16 protein-coding genes and 1 tRNA gene are annotated in these 14,612 nt (G+C 42.0%); 6 read left to right on the forward strand and 11 right to left on the reverse strand.

The window, feature by feature from the left end:
- Window positions 1-2: 2 nt before the first annotated feature.
- The 4 genes from IGJ42_RS12290 to rpoN all read right to left on the reverse strand — a co-directional run bounded on the left by IGJ42_RS12290 (window position 3) and on the right by rpoN (window position 4,938).
- Window positions 3-1,193: a phosphoglycerate kinase gene (locus IGJ42_RS12290; protein ID WP_005234355.1), complete on the reverse strand. Its 1,191-nt coding sequence runs from the start codon at window positions 1,191-1,193 to the stop codon at window positions 3-5.
- Window positions 1,194-1,292: 99 nt separating this feature from the next.
- Complete coding sequence (gap, locus tag IGJ42_RS12295; RefSeq protein ID WP_008380858.1) at window positions 1,293-2,294, reverse strand: type I glyceraldehyde-3-phosphate dehydrogenase; 1,002 nt, start codon at window positions 2,292-2,294, stop codon at window positions 1,293-1,295.
- Window positions 2,295-2,334: 40 nt separating this feature from the next.
- Window positions 2,335-3,372, reverse strand: coding sequence for a sugar-binding transcriptional regulator (locus IGJ42_RS12300; RefSeq protein WP_005228675.1), 1,038 nt, complete (start codon window positions 3,370-3,372; stop codon window positions 2,335-2,337).
- A 246-nt stretch (window positions 3,373-3,618) separates the two neighbouring features.
- Window positions 3,619-4,938, reverse strand: a complete 1,320-nt coding sequence (rpoN, locus tag IGJ42_RS12305; RefSeq protein ID WP_005234348.1) for an RNA polymerase factor sigma-54 — start codon at window positions 4,936-4,938, stop codon at window positions 3,619-3,621.
- Between the two features lie 51 nt (window positions 4,939-4,989).
- Here rpoN and IGJ42_RS12310 point away from each other — a divergent pair.
- A tRNA-Arg gene (locus IGJ42_RS12310) sits at window positions 4,990-5,061 on the forward strand.
- 164 nt (window positions 5,062-5,225) lie between these two features.
- On the opposite strand, the gene rpoE is transcribed toward IGJ42_RS12310, so the two are convergent.
- Both rpoE and IGJ42_RS12320 read right to left on the reverse strand, forming a co-directional pair.
- Window positions 5,226-5,834: a DNA-directed RNA polymerase subunit delta gene (gene rpoE, locus IGJ42_RS12315; protein ID WP_005234347.1), complete on the reverse strand. Its 609-nt coding sequence runs from the start codon at window positions 5,832-5,834 to the stop codon at window positions 5,226-5,228.
- Between the two features lie 84 nt (window positions 5,835-5,918).
- Complete coding sequence (locus tag IGJ42_RS12320) at window positions 5,919-6,356, reverse strand: DUF1934 domain-containing protein (protein ID WP_005234346.1); 438 nt, start codon at window positions 6,354-6,356, stop codon at window positions 5,919-5,921.
- Between the two features lie 223 nt (window positions 6,357-6,579).
- Between IGJ42_RS12320 and IGJ42_RS12325 the strand changes: the two genes are divergently transcribed.
- Genes IGJ42_RS12325 through yidA form a run of 3 tightly spaced genes read left to right on the forward strand, consistent with a single transcriptional unit; the run spans window position 6,580 to window position 9,583 of the window.
- Window positions 6,580-7,401 carry a lipoate--protein ligase family protein gene (locus IGJ42_RS12325; RefSeq protein WP_430616153.1) on the forward strand — a complete coding sequence of 274 codons (822 nt, stop codon included), beginning with the start codon at window positions 6,580-6,582 and terminating at the stop codon, window positions 7,399-7,401.
- Window positions 7,385-8,755, forward strand: a complete 1,371-nt coding sequence (locus tag IGJ42_RS12330; RefSeq protein WP_008380856.1) for an HD domain-containing protein — start codon at window positions 7,385-7,387, stop codon at window positions 8,753-8,755. The genes IGJ42_RS12325 and IGJ42_RS12330 overlap by 17 nt, the downstream gene beginning before the upstream one ends.
- A 9-nt stretch (window positions 8,756-8,764) precedes the next feature.
- Window positions 8,765-9,583: a sugar-phosphatase gene (gene yidA / locus IGJ42_RS12335; protein WP_016619757.1), complete on the forward strand. Its 819-nt coding sequence runs from the start codon at window positions 8,765-8,767 to the stop codon at window positions 9,581-9,583.
- A 42-nt stretch (window positions 9,584-9,625) separates the two neighbouring features.
- Here the strand turns inward: yidA and IGJ42_RS12340 are convergent, their stop codons facing one another.
- Window positions 9,626-10,069, reverse strand: a complete 444-nt coding sequence (locus tag IGJ42_RS12340) for an NUDIX hydrolase (RefSeq protein ID WP_005234342.1) — start codon at window positions 10,067-10,069, stop codon at window positions 9,626-9,628.
- Between the two features lie 147 nt (window positions 10,070-10,216).
- On the opposite strand from IGJ42_RS12340, the gene gloA reads away from it, so the two are divergent.
- Window positions 10,217-10,591 carry a lactoylglutathione lyase gene (gene gloA, locus IGJ42_RS12345; protein ID WP_005234340.1) on the forward strand — a complete coding sequence of 125 codons (375 nt, stop codon included), beginning with the start codon at window positions 10,217-10,219 and terminating at the stop codon, window positions 10,589-10,591.
- 76 nt (window positions 10,592-10,667) lie between these two features.
- A complete protein-coding gene (locus IGJ42_RS12350) occupies window positions 10,668-11,381 on the forward strand; it encodes a gamma-glutamyl-gamma-aminobutyrate hydrolase family protein (protein ID WP_008380852.1) in 714 nt (237 codons plus the stop codon).
- Window positions 11,382-11,453: 72 nt separating this feature from the next.
- On the opposite strand, the gene IGJ42_RS12355 is transcribed toward IGJ42_RS12350, so the two are convergent.
- Genes IGJ42_RS12355 through IGJ42_RS12370 form a run of 4 tightly spaced genes read right to left on the reverse strand, consistent with a single transcriptional unit; the run spans window position 11,454 to window position 14,610 of the window.
- Entirely contained in the window at window positions 11,454-12,707 is a 1,254-nt protein-coding gene (locus tag IGJ42_RS12355) for an ABC transporter permease (protein ID WP_008380850.1), read from the reverse strand.
- Window positions 12,700-13,599 (reverse strand): ABC transporter ATP-binding protein, encoded by a 900-nt coding sequence (locus tag IGJ42_RS12360; RefSeq protein ID WP_086297797.1) that lies wholly within the window; start codon window positions 13,597-13,599, stop codon window positions 12,700-12,702. The genes IGJ42_RS12355 and IGJ42_RS12360 overlap by 8 nt, the downstream gene beginning before the upstream one ends.
- 17 nt (window positions 13,600-13,616) lie before the next feature.
- Entirely contained in the window at window positions 13,617-14,297 is a 681-nt protein-coding gene (locus IGJ42_RS12365; RefSeq protein WP_430615622.1) for a DUF2812 domain-containing protein, read from the reverse strand.
- Window positions 14,284-14,610 (reverse strand): PadR family transcriptional regulator, encoded by a 327-nt coding sequence (locus IGJ42_RS12370; protein WP_005234324.1) that lies wholly within the window; start codon window positions 14,608-14,610, stop codon window positions 14,284-14,286. The genes IGJ42_RS12365 and IGJ42_RS12370 overlap by 14 nt, the downstream gene beginning before the upstream one ends.
- Window positions 14,611-14,612: the final 2 nt, after the last annotated feature.

A 14,612-nucleotide genomic window follows, 5' to 3' on the forward strand; every position in this document is an offset into this window, starting at 1 on the left:
GATTATTTATCGTTGATCGCAGCTAGGCCAGGAAGTGTTTTTCCTTCTAGCAATTCAAGGCTGGCACCGCCACCTGTTGAGATGTGGGTAAATTTGTCAGCAAACCCTAATTGTTCTGCTGCAGCTGCAGAGTCACCGCCACCGATGATCGTTGTTGCATCTTCAAGGTTGGCAATTGCTTCACAAACACCGATCGTACCGTTTGCGAAGTTAGACATTTCAAACACACCCATAGGTCCGTTCCAAACGACTGTTTTTGCGCCTTTTAATGTTTCAGCAAACAAAGCGATGGTTTCAGGTCCGATATCTAAGCCCATTTGTCCTTCAGGAACATCACCAGTATGTTCTTCTGTTGGGACATCATTTGAAAACTCAGCAGCAGTGATTGAATCAACTGGTAATACTAATTTATCGCCAGCTTTTTCGATCAATTCTTTTGCTAATTCTACTTTATCTGCTTCCACAAGAGAATTACCGATTTCCATGCCTTTTGCTTTGTAGAACGTATACGTCATTCCGCCGCCGATCAAGATTTTGTCTGCTTTAGGAATCAAGTTTTCGATTACGCCGATTTTGTCAGATACTTTTGCTCCACCAAGAATCGCGATCATTGGACGTTTTGGTTCTTCGACTGCTTCACCGATGAATTTGATTTCTTTTTCCATTAAGAAACCAGCAACTGTTGGGATACCTGTTGAAGCGATCCCTACGTTTGAAGCGTGTGCGCGGTGTGCGGTACCAAAGGCATCATTTACAAAAACATCGCCTAAAGAAGCCCAGTATTTACCTAGTTCAGGATCGTTTTTGCTTTCTTTTTTGCCATCGATGTCTTCGAAACGAGTGTTTTCAAAAACAACGACATCGCCATCTTGCATGTTGTTGATCGCTGCTTCTAATTTTTCGCCGCGGGTTTCATCAACGAAAGTTACTTCTTTTCCTAACAATTCGCCTAGACGTTTCGCAACTGGCGCTAAAGATTTTCCAGCTTTATCTGCTTCTTCTTTCACACGACCTAAGTGTGAGAAAAGAATTGCTTTTCCGCCGTTTTCGATCACATAATTGATTGTTGGTAATGCTGCTTTGATCCGTGTATCATCTCCGATCACTCCATCTTTCAATGGAACGTTGAAGTCCACACGTACAAGAACTTTTTTATCTTTTAAATCGATATCTTGAACTGTCATTTTAGCCATGAACAGATTCCTCCTAGCATAATTGTTAAAAAAAGCGGAGAAGCGCGATGCTTCCCCGCTTTCTCTTGCGATGGTTTAAATTAAAGTCGTTCGCAACTCTTATAGGTTAGCGAAGTATTCTAAAGTACGTACTAATTGTGCAGTGTATGACATTTCATTGTCGTACCAAGCAACAGTTTTAACTAATTGTTTGTCGCCAACAGTCATAACTTTTGTTTGAGTTGCATCAAATAATGAACCGTAAGTCATACCAACGATATCAGAAGAAACGATTTCGTCTGTGTTGTAACCGTAAGATTCGTTTGAAGCTTCTTTCATTGCTGCATTGATTTCATCAACAGTTACTTCTTTGTCAAGAACAGTAACTAATTCAGTTAATGAACCAGTTGCAACAGGAACACGTTGAGCAGCACCATCTAATTTGCCGTTCAATTCTGGGATTACTAAGCCGATCGCTTTAGCAGCACCAGTTGAGTTAGGCACGATGTTTGCAGCAGCAGCACGGGCACGGCGGAAGTCACCTTTAGGGTGTGGTCCGTCTAGAGTCATTTGGTCACCTGTGTAAGCGTGGATTGTAGTCATTAATCCTTCAATCACACCAAATTTGTCGTTCAATGTTTTCGCCATAGGAGCTAAACAGTTTGTTGTACATGAAGCACCAGAGATAACTGTTTCTTCACCTGTTAAAGTTTCATGGTTTGTGTTGTAAACGATTGTTGGAACATCGTTTCCACCAGGAGCTGAGATAACTACACGTTTTGCACCAGCTGTTAAATGTTTTTCAGCAGCTGCTTTAGAAGTGAAGAATCCAGTACATTCTAACACGATTTCAACACCTAGTTCGCCCCAAGGCAATTCTTCAGGGTTGCGGTTAGCTAAAACTTTGATTTCGTTTCCGTTCACATTGAATGAACCTTCGTGAACTTCAACTGTACCGTTGAAACGTCCTTGTGTTGTATCATATTTTAACAAGTGAGCTAACATTTTAGCGTCTGTTAAGTCATTGATAGCCACAACTTCGATTCCTTCTACTTCTTGGATACGACGAAATGCTAAGCGTCCGATACGTCCAAATCCATTAATACCTACTTTAACTGTCATTTAAGATTTCCTCCTTATGAAAATCATAAAAATATTTATTTTAAAGGGTTGCCCCTTTTAAAATCTCATTTGCGCAAGCTTCATCGGTGATGAGCCAGGTTTGTTTTGGTGCATTTTTCATGTATGCATTGACCGCTTTGGCTTTTGATTGTCCGCCAGCGACCGCAAAAATGATTGGGACTTTTTGTAAATCTTTTAATTGAAGTCCGATTCGAGGAACTTTGTAAACGACCTCGCCTGCTTCGTTAAAGAAATACCCAAAGGATTCTGCAACTGCATTTTTTTGTTTCAACATCAGAATTTCTTGTTCTGACATTTTTCTTCGAGCCGCCATATGCAACGCCCGTCCAATACTATGAATAACACAATTTGCTTGACTTATCAAGTTTAAGACATCAACGATGGCGGGTTCTTTCAAGAGAAACTCGTAGGTGTTCATGCTTAATTGTTCTGGTACAAACAAGGAGCGATAATCGCCATTTGTCTGCATTGCCATCACCGAGCTGACAGAGTTTGCTTGCACGTTGACTGATTCTCCGATACCACCACGGGCTGGAACAAACAAGTTATGACGTTTGGCGGTTTCCAAATTACCCAATTCCTCGGCAACTTTCGCCATTGTCGTCCCTCCCATTACTGCAATGGTGTTTTTGCCTTCTGGCAATAAGAGATCCAACGATTCATTCAGCAATTGGCCAAATTCAGCAATAACTTTCGGTTGTCGATCACCATCGCCGCTCGCAATCAAACAACGTTCGATGCCAAAGGTCTCTGATAATCGTTTCTCGATTTGGTGCATTCCGAACAGCTGATCCATCAGTGCACCAATCTTCGTGTACACTTCTTCTCCGTAGGCGGTCAATTGCATGCCGCTTTTTGAAGAGTCGATCAGTTTCAGCTTTTTAAGGATATCTGTTTCCGTCCTCAACACGCGTTCCGTCATTGATAAACTTTCCGAAAGTGTCCGGCGGCCAACGGGCTGCATCCAATAAATATTTCTTAAGATACGGTAACGTTCCTGGAGTACAGCGAGAATATCCGGGGTGATTGCCTCAATCAATTTTAATTCATCGAGCATTTTATATCCTCCCGTTGGACAATTTTCGTCCTACAATGACTTAAAATGACCCATCGATTGCAAAAAAAATTTAAATCTGTTTCCTACACCAATAATAGTAGCACTTATCGCCTTGATACGCAACTATTTCAGTCACAAAATCTTGCTTTTCATAAAATCGTCATAATTTGAAAAAGAGGAAAGGATCGATAAAAAAAGGAAAGGCTTTGCTGCCTTCCCTACTCATCGTTAATAGTAAGTTTTGCTTTACTCGAATCGTTTCCGCTTGGAAGAACCAGGGATATTCATGGCTTCACGATACTTTGCCACCGTTCGTCTAGAAATATCGATGCCTTGGGCTTTGAGGGCATCTGTCAACTTTTGGTCTGACAATGGTTTGTTTTTATTTTCTTCATCGATCAGTGCTTTTAGCTGCTGTTTGATCGATGCCGTCGTCAGGTCATCACCGCTTTCTTGCGTCGAAACTTTCTGTCCAAAGAATAGTTTTAATTCAAACACCCCAAAGGAGGTCTCCAAGTATTTCCCATTGACTGCCCGGCTGACCGTTGATTCATGAATTCCTAATTCTTCGGCAACTTCTCTTAAAACCAATGGCTTTAATGGTCGATCTGGTTGAGTGAAAAACTCCTTTTGCCGCGCAACGATCTGCACCCCGACACGATAGATGGTATCCCCTCGTTGCAGCAAGGTCTTCTTTAACCACTCGAACTCTTGGGCTTTATTGTCTAAATAACTTAAGACTTCTGGATCACCGCTTTGCTTCAATTGGTCAAAGTACTGCTGCTGAAAGCGAACCTCTGGTAAGGCGCGTTTGTTCGATTTCACGATCGGTTGTCCTTTTTCAACCGTCACTCGCAGGTCAGGAACGATGTAAAGCCCATCGGTCGACCCAAACGCCGCCCCTGGTGTGGGGGTCAATGTTTGAACATAATCAAAGACCTTTTGAATCTCAGTTAATGGAATCTGCAGCGCTTTGCTGATTTTGTCCCACTTGCGCTCTGCCATTTCCGTGAAGAATTCTTCTAAAATGAGATAAGCCATTGGCGGCGCATAGTCATCTCTTTCCGTTTGCAGCATCAAACACTCTCTTAGATCACGAGCACCGACTCCTGCCGGATCCAGTTGCTGGATCAAGGTTAAAGCATCAAGCATTTGGATCGGCGTCCCCCCGACAAGCTTCCCAGCTTCTTCCAAATCAATCGTCAAAAAGCCGTTTAAATCAATGTACTCGACTAAAAATAAAACGATCGTCCGCAAAAAGGTGTCGCGGTAATTTAAATGGACTTGATCAATGAGGTGTTCGAATAAAGACGTGTGCTGATCAGGGATCTGGCTTAAGTAATCCATTATTTGTTCTGACGAGCCGCTGCTCTTGCTTAGTGTGATGGGCGAATCATATTCCCCCAGATCAATCAACGGATTTTCTAATGCCTGGTTATCTATGAAGGACAATAATTCGTCTGCGGAAAATTGCAGCACTTGGATCGATTGCTGTAATTTCTGCGTCATAGCAAGCTTTTGCGTCTGTTTTTGTTGTTGTGAAAATTGCTGTTGAAATTTCATCATTCTACCTCTTGTTTTTTTCACTGAAATTGGTTAAACTAATATTTGTGCTTCGCGCCTTTAGTGTAGTGGATATCACGTAAGATTCCGGTTCTTGAGACGGGGGTTCGATTCCCTCAAGGCGCGTTTTTTCTTTTCGTTACAAGTATACTCGATTCAAATCAATAATTCAAAAGCACTTAGGGACCGCTGATGCGGTTCCTTTTTTATTTGTATCTATGTAAGAAGGCGAACTCGTCCTTCAACGATTAAAAGCTGCTTGCAGCCATAAGGCGAAAAAAAGAAGAGGATTACTCCTCTTCTTCCTCTTCATCCGCAAAATCATCTTCATCATCGTCATCGATAATGGTGAGATCTTCCTCAATGCTGTCAGGTAATTCTTCTTCATCATCGGTGCTATTGTCGGCGCCGATTTCTTGCAAGTCTGAATTGTATGCCGAGATTTCTTCATCCTCGTCATCATCATCATCAAAGAGATCATCTTCTTCGTCATCTGACAAATCAGTATCCTCAGGATCATCATCGTTATAATCGATTGCATCTTCATCATCGTTGATAAAGGCATTGACTTTTTTACGTTTGCGACGACGTGGTGTATCTTCATCCTCGTCTTCGATGCCATGGTTGACTTCTTCATCGATCGAATCAATGGCGTACCATGAACGTAAGCCCCAACGATTGTCGCCTAAAGAAATAAAACTACCGTCGATATTCAAGTCTGTATAAAACTGCGCCAATGAATCACGAATCTCGCTGTCTGAAGTTTCAAGATAGTTTTGAATTTGGTTGACCAAATCAGAAAAATCCATCACGTCACCGCGCTGCTCTAAAATCGCATGGGCAACTTCAATCATCGACAATTCGTTTTTATTTACACCTTCAAATACATTAATTTCCAAACGGGACACGTCCTTTCACAGTCTACTCCTAATCATACAAAATTACGTCTCAAATTGCAATTTTTTCTTTCAATTTCCCTTTGATTAAGCGGTAAATTCTAAAGACAGTTTGTATTCGCCGACTTTGTCAGCAGCCATGAACAAGTCATAATCGATATCGATCTTTCCCGAGTATGGACGGTCTTTCAAGCTAACGTGCAAGTGATTGGTGAAGGTGTGGAACATCATCAAGCCATACGGGGTTTGATAACTCGTCTCTAAACGTTCCTTATAAGAAAATTTCAAGCGCATGCGCATTTCCCCTGAGCGAATCAATTGAATCAATCCGTCTGGCATAATTTTCATCGTAACGGGAATGTCGGTGCCGTCTGGCTGGATCTCTTTGTAACGGAGATATAAGGTATCACCGATCTTGACTGCTTGTCCTTGCAGATCAAACAGAAAGTTCTCTGTTTCCCCTGCTTGACGTACATTGGTTGTTAAATGAATCGAGATTGGGATTCCTTTTGATAATTCTTGCATGTACGTGTGCCTCCTTTGAAGATTTCAGTTTCATTCTTGCTTTTTTTCATTCGTTTGTCAATCATTTCAGTTGATTCTCCTTGGTCTATTTCTTCATTGAAAATAAAAAAGCGAAAACAAAAGCAAGTTTTCATTCTTTTCTCCAAGTAATTTTCCAAGAATCGTATATAATAAGGATAACAGGTATTTTTAAAGGAGTTTAACCGATTTGACTATCTATATAATGGATCAAACCTTACCACGTATCCACAATCCTTATGAGCCGTTTGCTTTCACCGATGTTGCCACCGAAGCTGCTGGCAAACTTGAACAAGTTTATTGTCATTTTTGGCTGTTGTCCGATACGATGATTTTAGGAATGAAAGATACCCGGCTGCCTTTTTTGACAGATGGTCTGCAGGTTTTGAAAGAAGCTGGCTATGCCTCGATCATCCGCAACTCAGGGGGGCTTGGTGTAATTAATGATGCCGGTATTTTGAATGTCTCCCTCATCTTCCCTAAACATTTGGCTGCCACCACAGATGCAGCCTATGAAATGATGGCGACATTGCTGCAAACCGCCTTTCCTGAGCGGACAATTTTGGCTTATGAAATTGCTGACTCGTATTGCCCAGGCACCTATGACCTGAGTATTGATGGGAAAAAAATTGCTGGTACAGCACAACGACGAATCAAAGACGGCGTGGCTGTCATGATGTATCTGAGTGTCAACGGCGACCAACCAGCCCGCGGCTCTCTCGTTCGTCGTTTTTACCAAGCAGGTTTGAAAGAGCGCTTTGGTACAGATGGCTATCCAGTCGTCAATCCTGCGAGCATGACCACTTTAGAAGCGGCCCTCGGCCGTAAGTTTACCACACACGAGGTGACTGACCGCTTGCAAAAAGCCCTGCTTCCCTTGATCACAGACCAATCCCTATATCCGCTTGAATCACTGGATCAATGGCTGACAGAAAATAACCTTAGCGAACAAATGCAGCAACGCTTAGCTGGCATGGAAAAGCGAAACCAACCAATAAAGGAGTTTAGCGATGAGCCTACCATATAAATATCAAACCTTAGCGATAGAAAAAGTATTTCGTGATCCTGTTCATAACTATGTCCATGTACAGCACCAAGTGATTTTAGATTTGATCAATTCCAAAGAAGTGCAGCGTTTGCGGCGCATCAAACAGCTGGGAACTGCTTCCTTTACCTTTCACGGAGCAGAACATAGCCGCTTTTCTCACTCCTTGGGCGTTTATGAAATCAGCCGTCGCATTTGCGATATTTTCCAACGCAATTATTCCCTTGAAAAAGTCGGACCAAACGGCTGGGATGATAAAGAGCGTTTAGTGACCTTGTGTGCAGCATTGCTTCATGATGTGGGCCACGGACCATACTCCCACACCTTTGAGCACATTTTCCATACAGACCATGAAGCCATCACAGTGGCGATCATTACTTCTCCTGAAACGGAAGTTCATCAGATATTGAACCGAGTGGAAGCTGGATTTCCTGAGAAAGTCGCAAGTGTTATCACTAAAACTTATCCAAATCCTCAAGTCGTTCAAATGATTTCTAGTCAAATCGATGCTGATCGGATGGACTACTTGCTGCGCGATGCTTATTTTACCGGCACTGAATACGGCACGTTTGATCTGACCCGAATTTTACGAGTGATTCGTCCGTACGAAGGCGGTATTGCTTTTTCTATGAATGGCATGCACGCTGTGGAGGACTACATCGTCAGTCGTTACCAGATGTATGTGCAAGTTTATTTCCATGCGAGTTCTCGAGGGATGGAAGTGATCTTAGCCCATTTGCTGGATCGAGCTGCAGAACTGTATCAAGTGGATTCAGAATTGTTTCAAGGCCATTCGCAGCTGCTTCTCCCATTTTTAAAACAAGAATTCACCTTAGATGAATACTTGAAACTCGACGATGGCGTTCTGAATACCTACTTTACCCAATGGACGGAAGAAAATGATCCGATCCTCAGCGATTTGGCCAAGCGGTTCTTAAATCGTAAACCGTTGAAATCCGCCCGCTTTGACGATGAGACGCAGTTGCCGATGATTGAAGAAATGCAGGGACTGGTGGAAAAAGTCGGCTTCAATCCCCGCTATTATACTGCCATCAATTCAAGCTTCGATCTGCCTTATGATTTTTATCGGCCGACTTCAGGCAAACATCGGACACAAATCGAATTACAGGAAAAAGATGGTTCCCTTGTGGAATTATCCCAAGCCAGTCAGCTAGTTGCAGCTTTAGCGGGACAAACCCAAGGTGACCAACGCTTTTATTTTCCAAAAGAAATGATTGACCCCAACATCCAAAATCACTATGATTTATTTGGAGAGACGTATCAAGAGTTTGCCAAGCACATTCGCAATGGTGCTTTGATCAAACCAAGCCACTAGGAGGAACTTATGAGTATCAAATTGATCGCCATCGATATCGATGGTACCCTGTTGAACAACGACCGCAAGATCACCCCAGCCGTTTACAAGGCATTGAAAGACGCTGAAAAGCAAGGTGTACGCATCGTTTTGTGTACGGGACGCCCTTTAACTGGTGTCCAAGATTTATTAAAGGAACTAGACTTATTTACGGACAATGATTTCGTTATTACTTATAATGGCTCTTTGGTTCAAAAAACCAAAAACCAAGAGATCATCTCTGAATTCGGCTTGTCCCAAGATGACTATCTCTTTGTTGAGATGACTGCGAGAAAATTAGGGGTTCATCTTCATGTAGAAACCGAAGATACCATGTATACCGCTAACCGCGATATCAGTCCTTATACGATTTATGAAGCCTTCTTAGTCAACATGCCATTGAAATATCGGACACCAGAAGAAATGACTGCTGACTTGAATATCATCAAAATGATGATGATCGATGATCCCGAAATACTTGATCAGATCATCCCACAATTGCCGAGCAGTTTGACGGACAATTACAATGTGGTCAAAAGTGCTCCTTACTTCTTGGAAGTTCTAAATAAACAAGCCCATAAAGGGGCTGCTGTCAAAAAATTGGCGGAGCACTTAGGCATCAAACAAGAAGAAGTCATGGCGATCGGCGATAACGAAAATGATTTAACCATGGTGGAATACGCTGGTATCGGTGTGGCGATGGCCAATGCCACTGAAAACGTGAAAAATGCCGCAGATGTCCTAACTGCATCAAACGAAGAAGACGGTGTGGCAGAAGTAATCAACAAGTATGTTTTAGCAAATAACTAAGTGTAAAAGGCAGGTTTCCTTTTTATCGGAAGCCTGCCTTTTTTATTTTGCCAACCATTGTTCAACTGCCCATTTATGGCTGCCGCGTTTCAATCGCTGAATCGCTTCTTCTGGCGTATGCCATGACAACTGATTGGTTTCTTCTGTCGGTTCACAGACTTTTTTCCATTTGGTCATTAAATAGAAATAGCCGGGATGATGGTAAAATGTATCGCGATGGCGTGAATAGAAGTATTCAACTGCCTCCCCTAAATAGGCAGCGATCTCCCCTTCAAATCCAAGTTCTTCTATTAATTCTCGCTGGATCGCTTCTTCTTTGGTCTCATTTGGTTCAATTTCACCGCCTGGTAAAAAATAGGCGCCATTGGGTGCTTGTACCAAGATCACTTCATTTTTTTCATTTGGAAGAACGACATACGCGCCATATCTTGATTTGTATGGTTTCCCCGCTTCTTTTTCCCCGAACACAATTTCCTTTTCTGGCATGATTCCCTCCACCAACACTTTCTTTCCATTTTACCCTATGCCAATAGTCTGGACAAGCTGGAAATAACGCTCTGTTGTCTTTTATTCGTTATAAAATGAGAAAATATGTTATCATACAACTATCAAGATCGAAAGGATGATTTACCCATGAAAATGGCTCACACTTGTGTCCGCGTCAAAGACTTAACGGCTTCTCTAGATTTTTATCAAACTGCCTTTGGTTTTGAAGAATCTCGCCGTCGTGATTTTCCTGAACATCAATTTACTTTGGTTTACTTAACATTGCCTGGAGATGACTACGAGCTAGAGTTGACATATAACTATGACCATCCTGGCTATGAGTTAGGCGACGGCTATGGCCACATCGCCATCAGTACCGATGATCTAGAAGCGCTTCATGAGAAGCACCAAGCTGCCGGATTTGACGTCACTGACTTGAAAGGACTACCAGGGACTTCTCCATCTTACTATTTTGTGAAAGATCCTGATGGTTATAAAATCGAAGTTATTCGCGAAAAATAAAGCGAAGATGCTCGAAAAAAGGACCTCGTGTCCTTTTTTCTTTTCGTTCCATTTACTTATAGAAAGGTTTGATCAAATGAAACCCATTATCGGCATCGCTGCTAATGAACGGCCAATGATTGAAGAAGCAGAACATTGGTTGTCCTATACACCCAAAAATTTTGTCACCCATATCCAACAAGCCCAAGGCATTCCCCTAATATTACCAATGGGTGTCGTGGAAGATGCTGCGACTTACATCAGCAAAATCGATAAACTCTTGTTAGCCGGTGGTCATGATGTCTCCCCTGATCATTATGGCGAAGATCCTCATCCTTTGATTCAAGGCATTCATCCTGATCGTGATGTCTTTGAATTGGCATTGATCAAAGAAGCAGTGGCTCAAAACAAACCCATCTTTGGAATCTGCCGCGGCATGCAGTTACTAAATGTCGCATTTGGTGGGAGTTTGTACCAAGATCTCTCTTTGATCGATCACCCAACGATCAAACACGTGCAATTACCAACGTTCTTTCAATTCCCTACACATCGGGTGGAAATCAAGGCAGACAGTCGTTTGGCTGCTCTTTTAGGCACAACCTATCAAGTCAATTCTTTTCATCACCAAGCAGTCAAAACAGTTGCAGATGATTTCAATGTGACCGCCACCGCTCCTGATGGTGTTGTTGAAGCCATTGAATCCACCGCCTATGGCGCACCGATCTTAGGCATTCAGTGGCATCCTGAGCTAGCCGCTCACAAGCTGCCTTCTGAGCAATCGATCTTCGACTTTTTTGTGCAGGAATTCTAAAGGCCTGCACCTTGTTTTCTAGATTCTAGCCAATAAAAAACGCCCGATCACAAAAAGGATCGGGCGTTTTGTTTATTTCTCATTTTTCATTAACACCAGTGATTGTTTCAACGTTGCCAAGATGCCATTGTCGTTATAGATCAAGACATTTGATTTGTACATTTTTGCAGAAACCAGCATCAGGACGATTGTGGTAACAGCAAGGATCCCTACTGAAATCAACGCTCCGCCAATCCCCACTGTATCATTAGCAAGCCGTACTGGCATAATATACGAGGACAAGAATGGGATATAAGAAGTTACTCGTAAAACAACGTTATGCGGATCCATACCGCCTAGTACGATTCCTAGCATATACCCGCCCAACGAAAGATACGTCACTGGAATAATGGCTTTCGCCGTATCTTCTGCTTTGTTCACTAACGACCCGCAAAGGGCTGACAAGACAGAATAGATCAAGATTCCTAAGAAGACGAAAACGATCGCAAACACGAGGAAAGGACCAAAAATGCCATCTGATGAAAAACTTGCCAATAAGTCTTTTACCATGGAGTTGTCCTTGATCCAGAAATAACTCCCGCCAAAAATCGCAACATACGCAACTAGCTGGGTCGCTGCAACCATGATCACCCCAGTTAATTTGGCGTAGTAATGGGTTTGTGCACGCGTACTAGACAAAATGACTTCCATAATGCGCGTTCCTTTTTCAGAAGCAATTTCTTGCGCAATGATTTGTGCGTAAGTGATGATAAAGAAAAAGAGAACGATTGTTGCGATGGTACTAACTGCTGCTTGCATCGCGGTATTATCTTCTCCATAGGTCATTTCGCCACCTTCACTGAAGGAAACTTTTTGCCGGTCAAGCGGTGCAACTTCACTAAGAACTGCCACTTGCTCAGCAGTCAAACCAAGCTCGCTAGCTCGAAAGGATGACTGCAAGCCCGTCAATAATTGTTGGATCGTCAGCTCTAAAGCTTGCCCCATTGAGGACTCGCTTAATAATTCCCCTTGCAGCGTATCCCCTGAAGCAGTAATAACTAACAAGGCATCAGCATCTTTGTCAGCCAACTGTTGTTGTCCTTGTTCTTCGCTTTCCACAACTTCAAATTCATAATCATCGCTACTTTGCTCCACAAAGGTCTGCGCAATGGCTGGTTCATTCGCATAAACGACAATTTTATCCACACTGCTCATACCATCGGCAAAGTAACTAATCAGATAAAATCCGCCCATTGCAATGAATGGAACCAATATCATAATCAAAAACGAAATTGATTTGATATTTTTCTTATAAACATCTAATGCGATTACCCAAAACTTATTCATTTGTTTTTCCTGCCTTCCGCTTAAAGATTTCTTCTAACGTTGGCGGTTGTTGATTGAACATAGGGATATAACCATCCGCCGTCGCTAAATCAAATAAGGTTTTTCCTACTGCAGGATCAGCGATCGTAATATCATAGCTGCCGTCTTCTCTGGCAATGACTTCCTCAACACCTGCCACTGCCAAAAGCTGTTCTTTCATCAAATTAGACTCCAAATAAACTTTCGTTCGTCCAAAGGATTCACGAATTTCATGGACCTTTCCGTTTAAGACAGTTTGACCATCCCTTAGCATAATCAAGTGGTCACAGATTTTTTCTACGTTATCCATATTATGACTGGAGAAGATGACACAAGAGCCATTTTTTTTCAGTTCAATGATCCCGTTTTTCAACAGTTCCGCGTTGACTGGGTCTAAGCCACTAAACGGTTCATCTAGAATCACTAATTTTGGTTCATGGATCAACGTTGAAATTAGCTGAACTTTTTGCTGATTTCCTTTTGATAAAGATTTGACTTTATCAGTTTTCTTGCCTTTGACTTTAAACTTGTCCATCCAATAGTCGATTTTGGGTACGATATCTTCTTTCTTTTTGCCACGTAAACGCGCGAAGTAGATCAATTGATCTTCAATCGTGACTTTTGGATACAAGCCGCGTTCTTCTGGCAGATAGCCAATAAGATTGTATTCTTTTTCACTAATTTTGTGACCATCCCATAATACTTCTCCTTGATCGGCTTTCAAAAAATCCAAGATCAATCGGAATGTCGTCGTTTTTCCTGCTCCGTTTTGACCAATTAATCCCATAATCTGACCATCATTGATGGTAAAAGACAATTGATCGACTGCTGTATAATCCCCAAATGTTTTTACTAGCTGTTTTGCTTCTAACACATGCTCACCTTCCCTGTCTAATAAAATATGTCACTAAAGAAAAAACCGATAATGGCACCAACGATTGCTCCTGCAACCATCAAGATGATAGAGTCGCGGATCACCCGTTGGCGTTTCGCCAGTTTCTCTGGTTCATTGTAATAACTTGCTCGATTTTTGTATAAAAATTTCATCAAAATCGTGGTCAATCCTACCCCTATCGGAATAAATACTAGCCCAGTAATCAATCCTAGCCCAAAGGACCAAAAGGGATTTGTACGAATATTGAAATAACGAATGGAAAAATAAATCACTGCTAAAATTGCTAAACTGACCACTGAAAACAGAATCGATTTTTTCATCAAATAGCGCGTCTCATTATCGATTCGTTCTTGATAGCTTTCTTGATCGCTGAAAATCGCTGGTGTATCCGGAGATGCTTTAAAATAAAAATACCGATCTTTATAATTGCTGATATAAATCCAGCCCCCAGCTTGATACATCGCTAGGTAATCAACGATCTCAGAAGGATCTCCTTCGAAAAAGTCCACTGCATATTTGGTCGTTTCCGATTTTCCTTTGATAAACTTCAAAAACCCTAACCGATTCATCTTCACAAAATGCCAGCCCATTGACGCTTGTTTTTGTAAACGAACCATTTCCTTTTCCGGATAATAGGCGACTCCAAGAGAAAGAAGATATTTCTTATTGATGCCCATCTTGTTCCCCTCCTAACGCTTCGAAGACCTGTTCTCCGATTTGATAAAATAGTTTGCGTCGCTGAATATCTTTCTCCAGAACCTGTCTTCCTTCTGGTGTAATCTGATAGATTTTTTTTCGATCGACGCTTTCTTCTAAATCGATCCACCCCTTTTTCGTCAGCTTTTTCAAAATCGTATACATCGTCGCGGGGCCAATCTCAAATGTTCCTTGGCTTAGCTCATGGATTTGTTTCATAATGACATACCCATGTTTTGGCTTTAAAAGCGCTAATAAAATCAAATAGGTTGAATCTGTCAATGCCTCATCCATTT

The organism is Enterococcus sp. DIV1067f (assembly GCF_050543505.1).
Lineage (GTDB): Bacteria > Bacillota > Bacilli > Lactobacillales > Enterococcaceae > Enterococcus_D > Enterococcus_D entomosocium.

What these genes read in the sequence shown, in the direction of transcription:
- IGJ42_RS12290 (WP_005234355.1), bottom strand. Translation starts at nt 1,193, where the DNA reads ATGGCTAAAATGACAGTTCAAGATATCGATTTAAAAGATAAAAAAGTT.
- gap (WP_008380858.1), bottom strand. Translation starts at nt 2,294, where the DNA reads ATGACAGTTAAAGTAGGTATTAATGGATTTGGACGTATCGGACGCTTA.
- IGJ42_RS12300 (WP_005228675.1), bottom strand. Translation starts at nt 3,372, where the DNA reads ATGCTCGATGAATTAAAATTGATTGAGGCAATCACCCCGGATATTCTC.
- rpoN (WP_005234348.1), bottom strand. Translation starts at nt 4,938, where the DNA reads ATGATGAAATTTCAACAGCAATTTTCACAACAACAAAAACAGACGCAA.
- IGJ42_RS12320 (WP_005234346.1), bottom strand. Translation starts at nt 6,356, where the DNA reads ATGCAAGAATTATCAAAAGGAATCCCAATCTCGATTCATTTAACAACC.
- IGJ42_RS12325 (WP_430616153.1), top strand. Translation starts at nt 6,580, where the DNA reads ATGGATCAAACCTTACCACGTATCCACAATCCTTATGAGCCGTTTGCT.
- IGJ42_RS12330 (WP_008380856.1), top strand. Translation starts at nt 7,385, where the DNA reads ATGAGCCTACCATATAAATATCAAACCTTAGCGATAGAAAAAGTATTT.
- yidA (WP_016619757.1), top strand. Translation starts at nt 8,765, where the DNA reads ATGAGTATCAAATTGATCGCCATCGATATCGATGGTACCCTGTTGAAC.
- IGJ42_RS12340 (WP_005234342.1), bottom strand. Translation starts at nt 10,069, where the DNA reads ATGCCAGAAAAGGAAATTGTGTTCGGGGAAAAAGAAGCGGGGAAACCA.
- gloA (WP_005234340.1), top strand. Translation starts at nt 10,217, where the DNA reads ATGAAAATGGCTCACACTTGTGTCCGCGTCAAAGACTTAACGGCTTCT.
- IGJ42_RS12350 (WP_008380852.1), top strand. Translation starts at nt 10,668, where the DNA reads ATGAAACCCATTATCGGCATCGCTGCTAATGAACGGCCAATGATTGAA.
- IGJ42_RS12355 (WP_008380850.1), bottom strand. Translation starts at nt 12,707, where the DNA reads ATGAATAAGTTTTGGGTAATCGCATTAGATGTTTATAAGAAAAATATC.
- IGJ42_RS12365 (WP_430615622.1), bottom strand. Translation starts at nt 14,297, where the DNA reads ATGGGCATCAATAAGAAATATCTTCTTTCTCTTGGAGTCGCCTATTAT.
- IGJ42_RS12370 (WP_005234324.1), bottom strand. Translation starts at nt 14,610, where the DNA reads ATGGATGAGGCATTGACAGATTCAACCTATTTGATTTTATTAGCGCTT.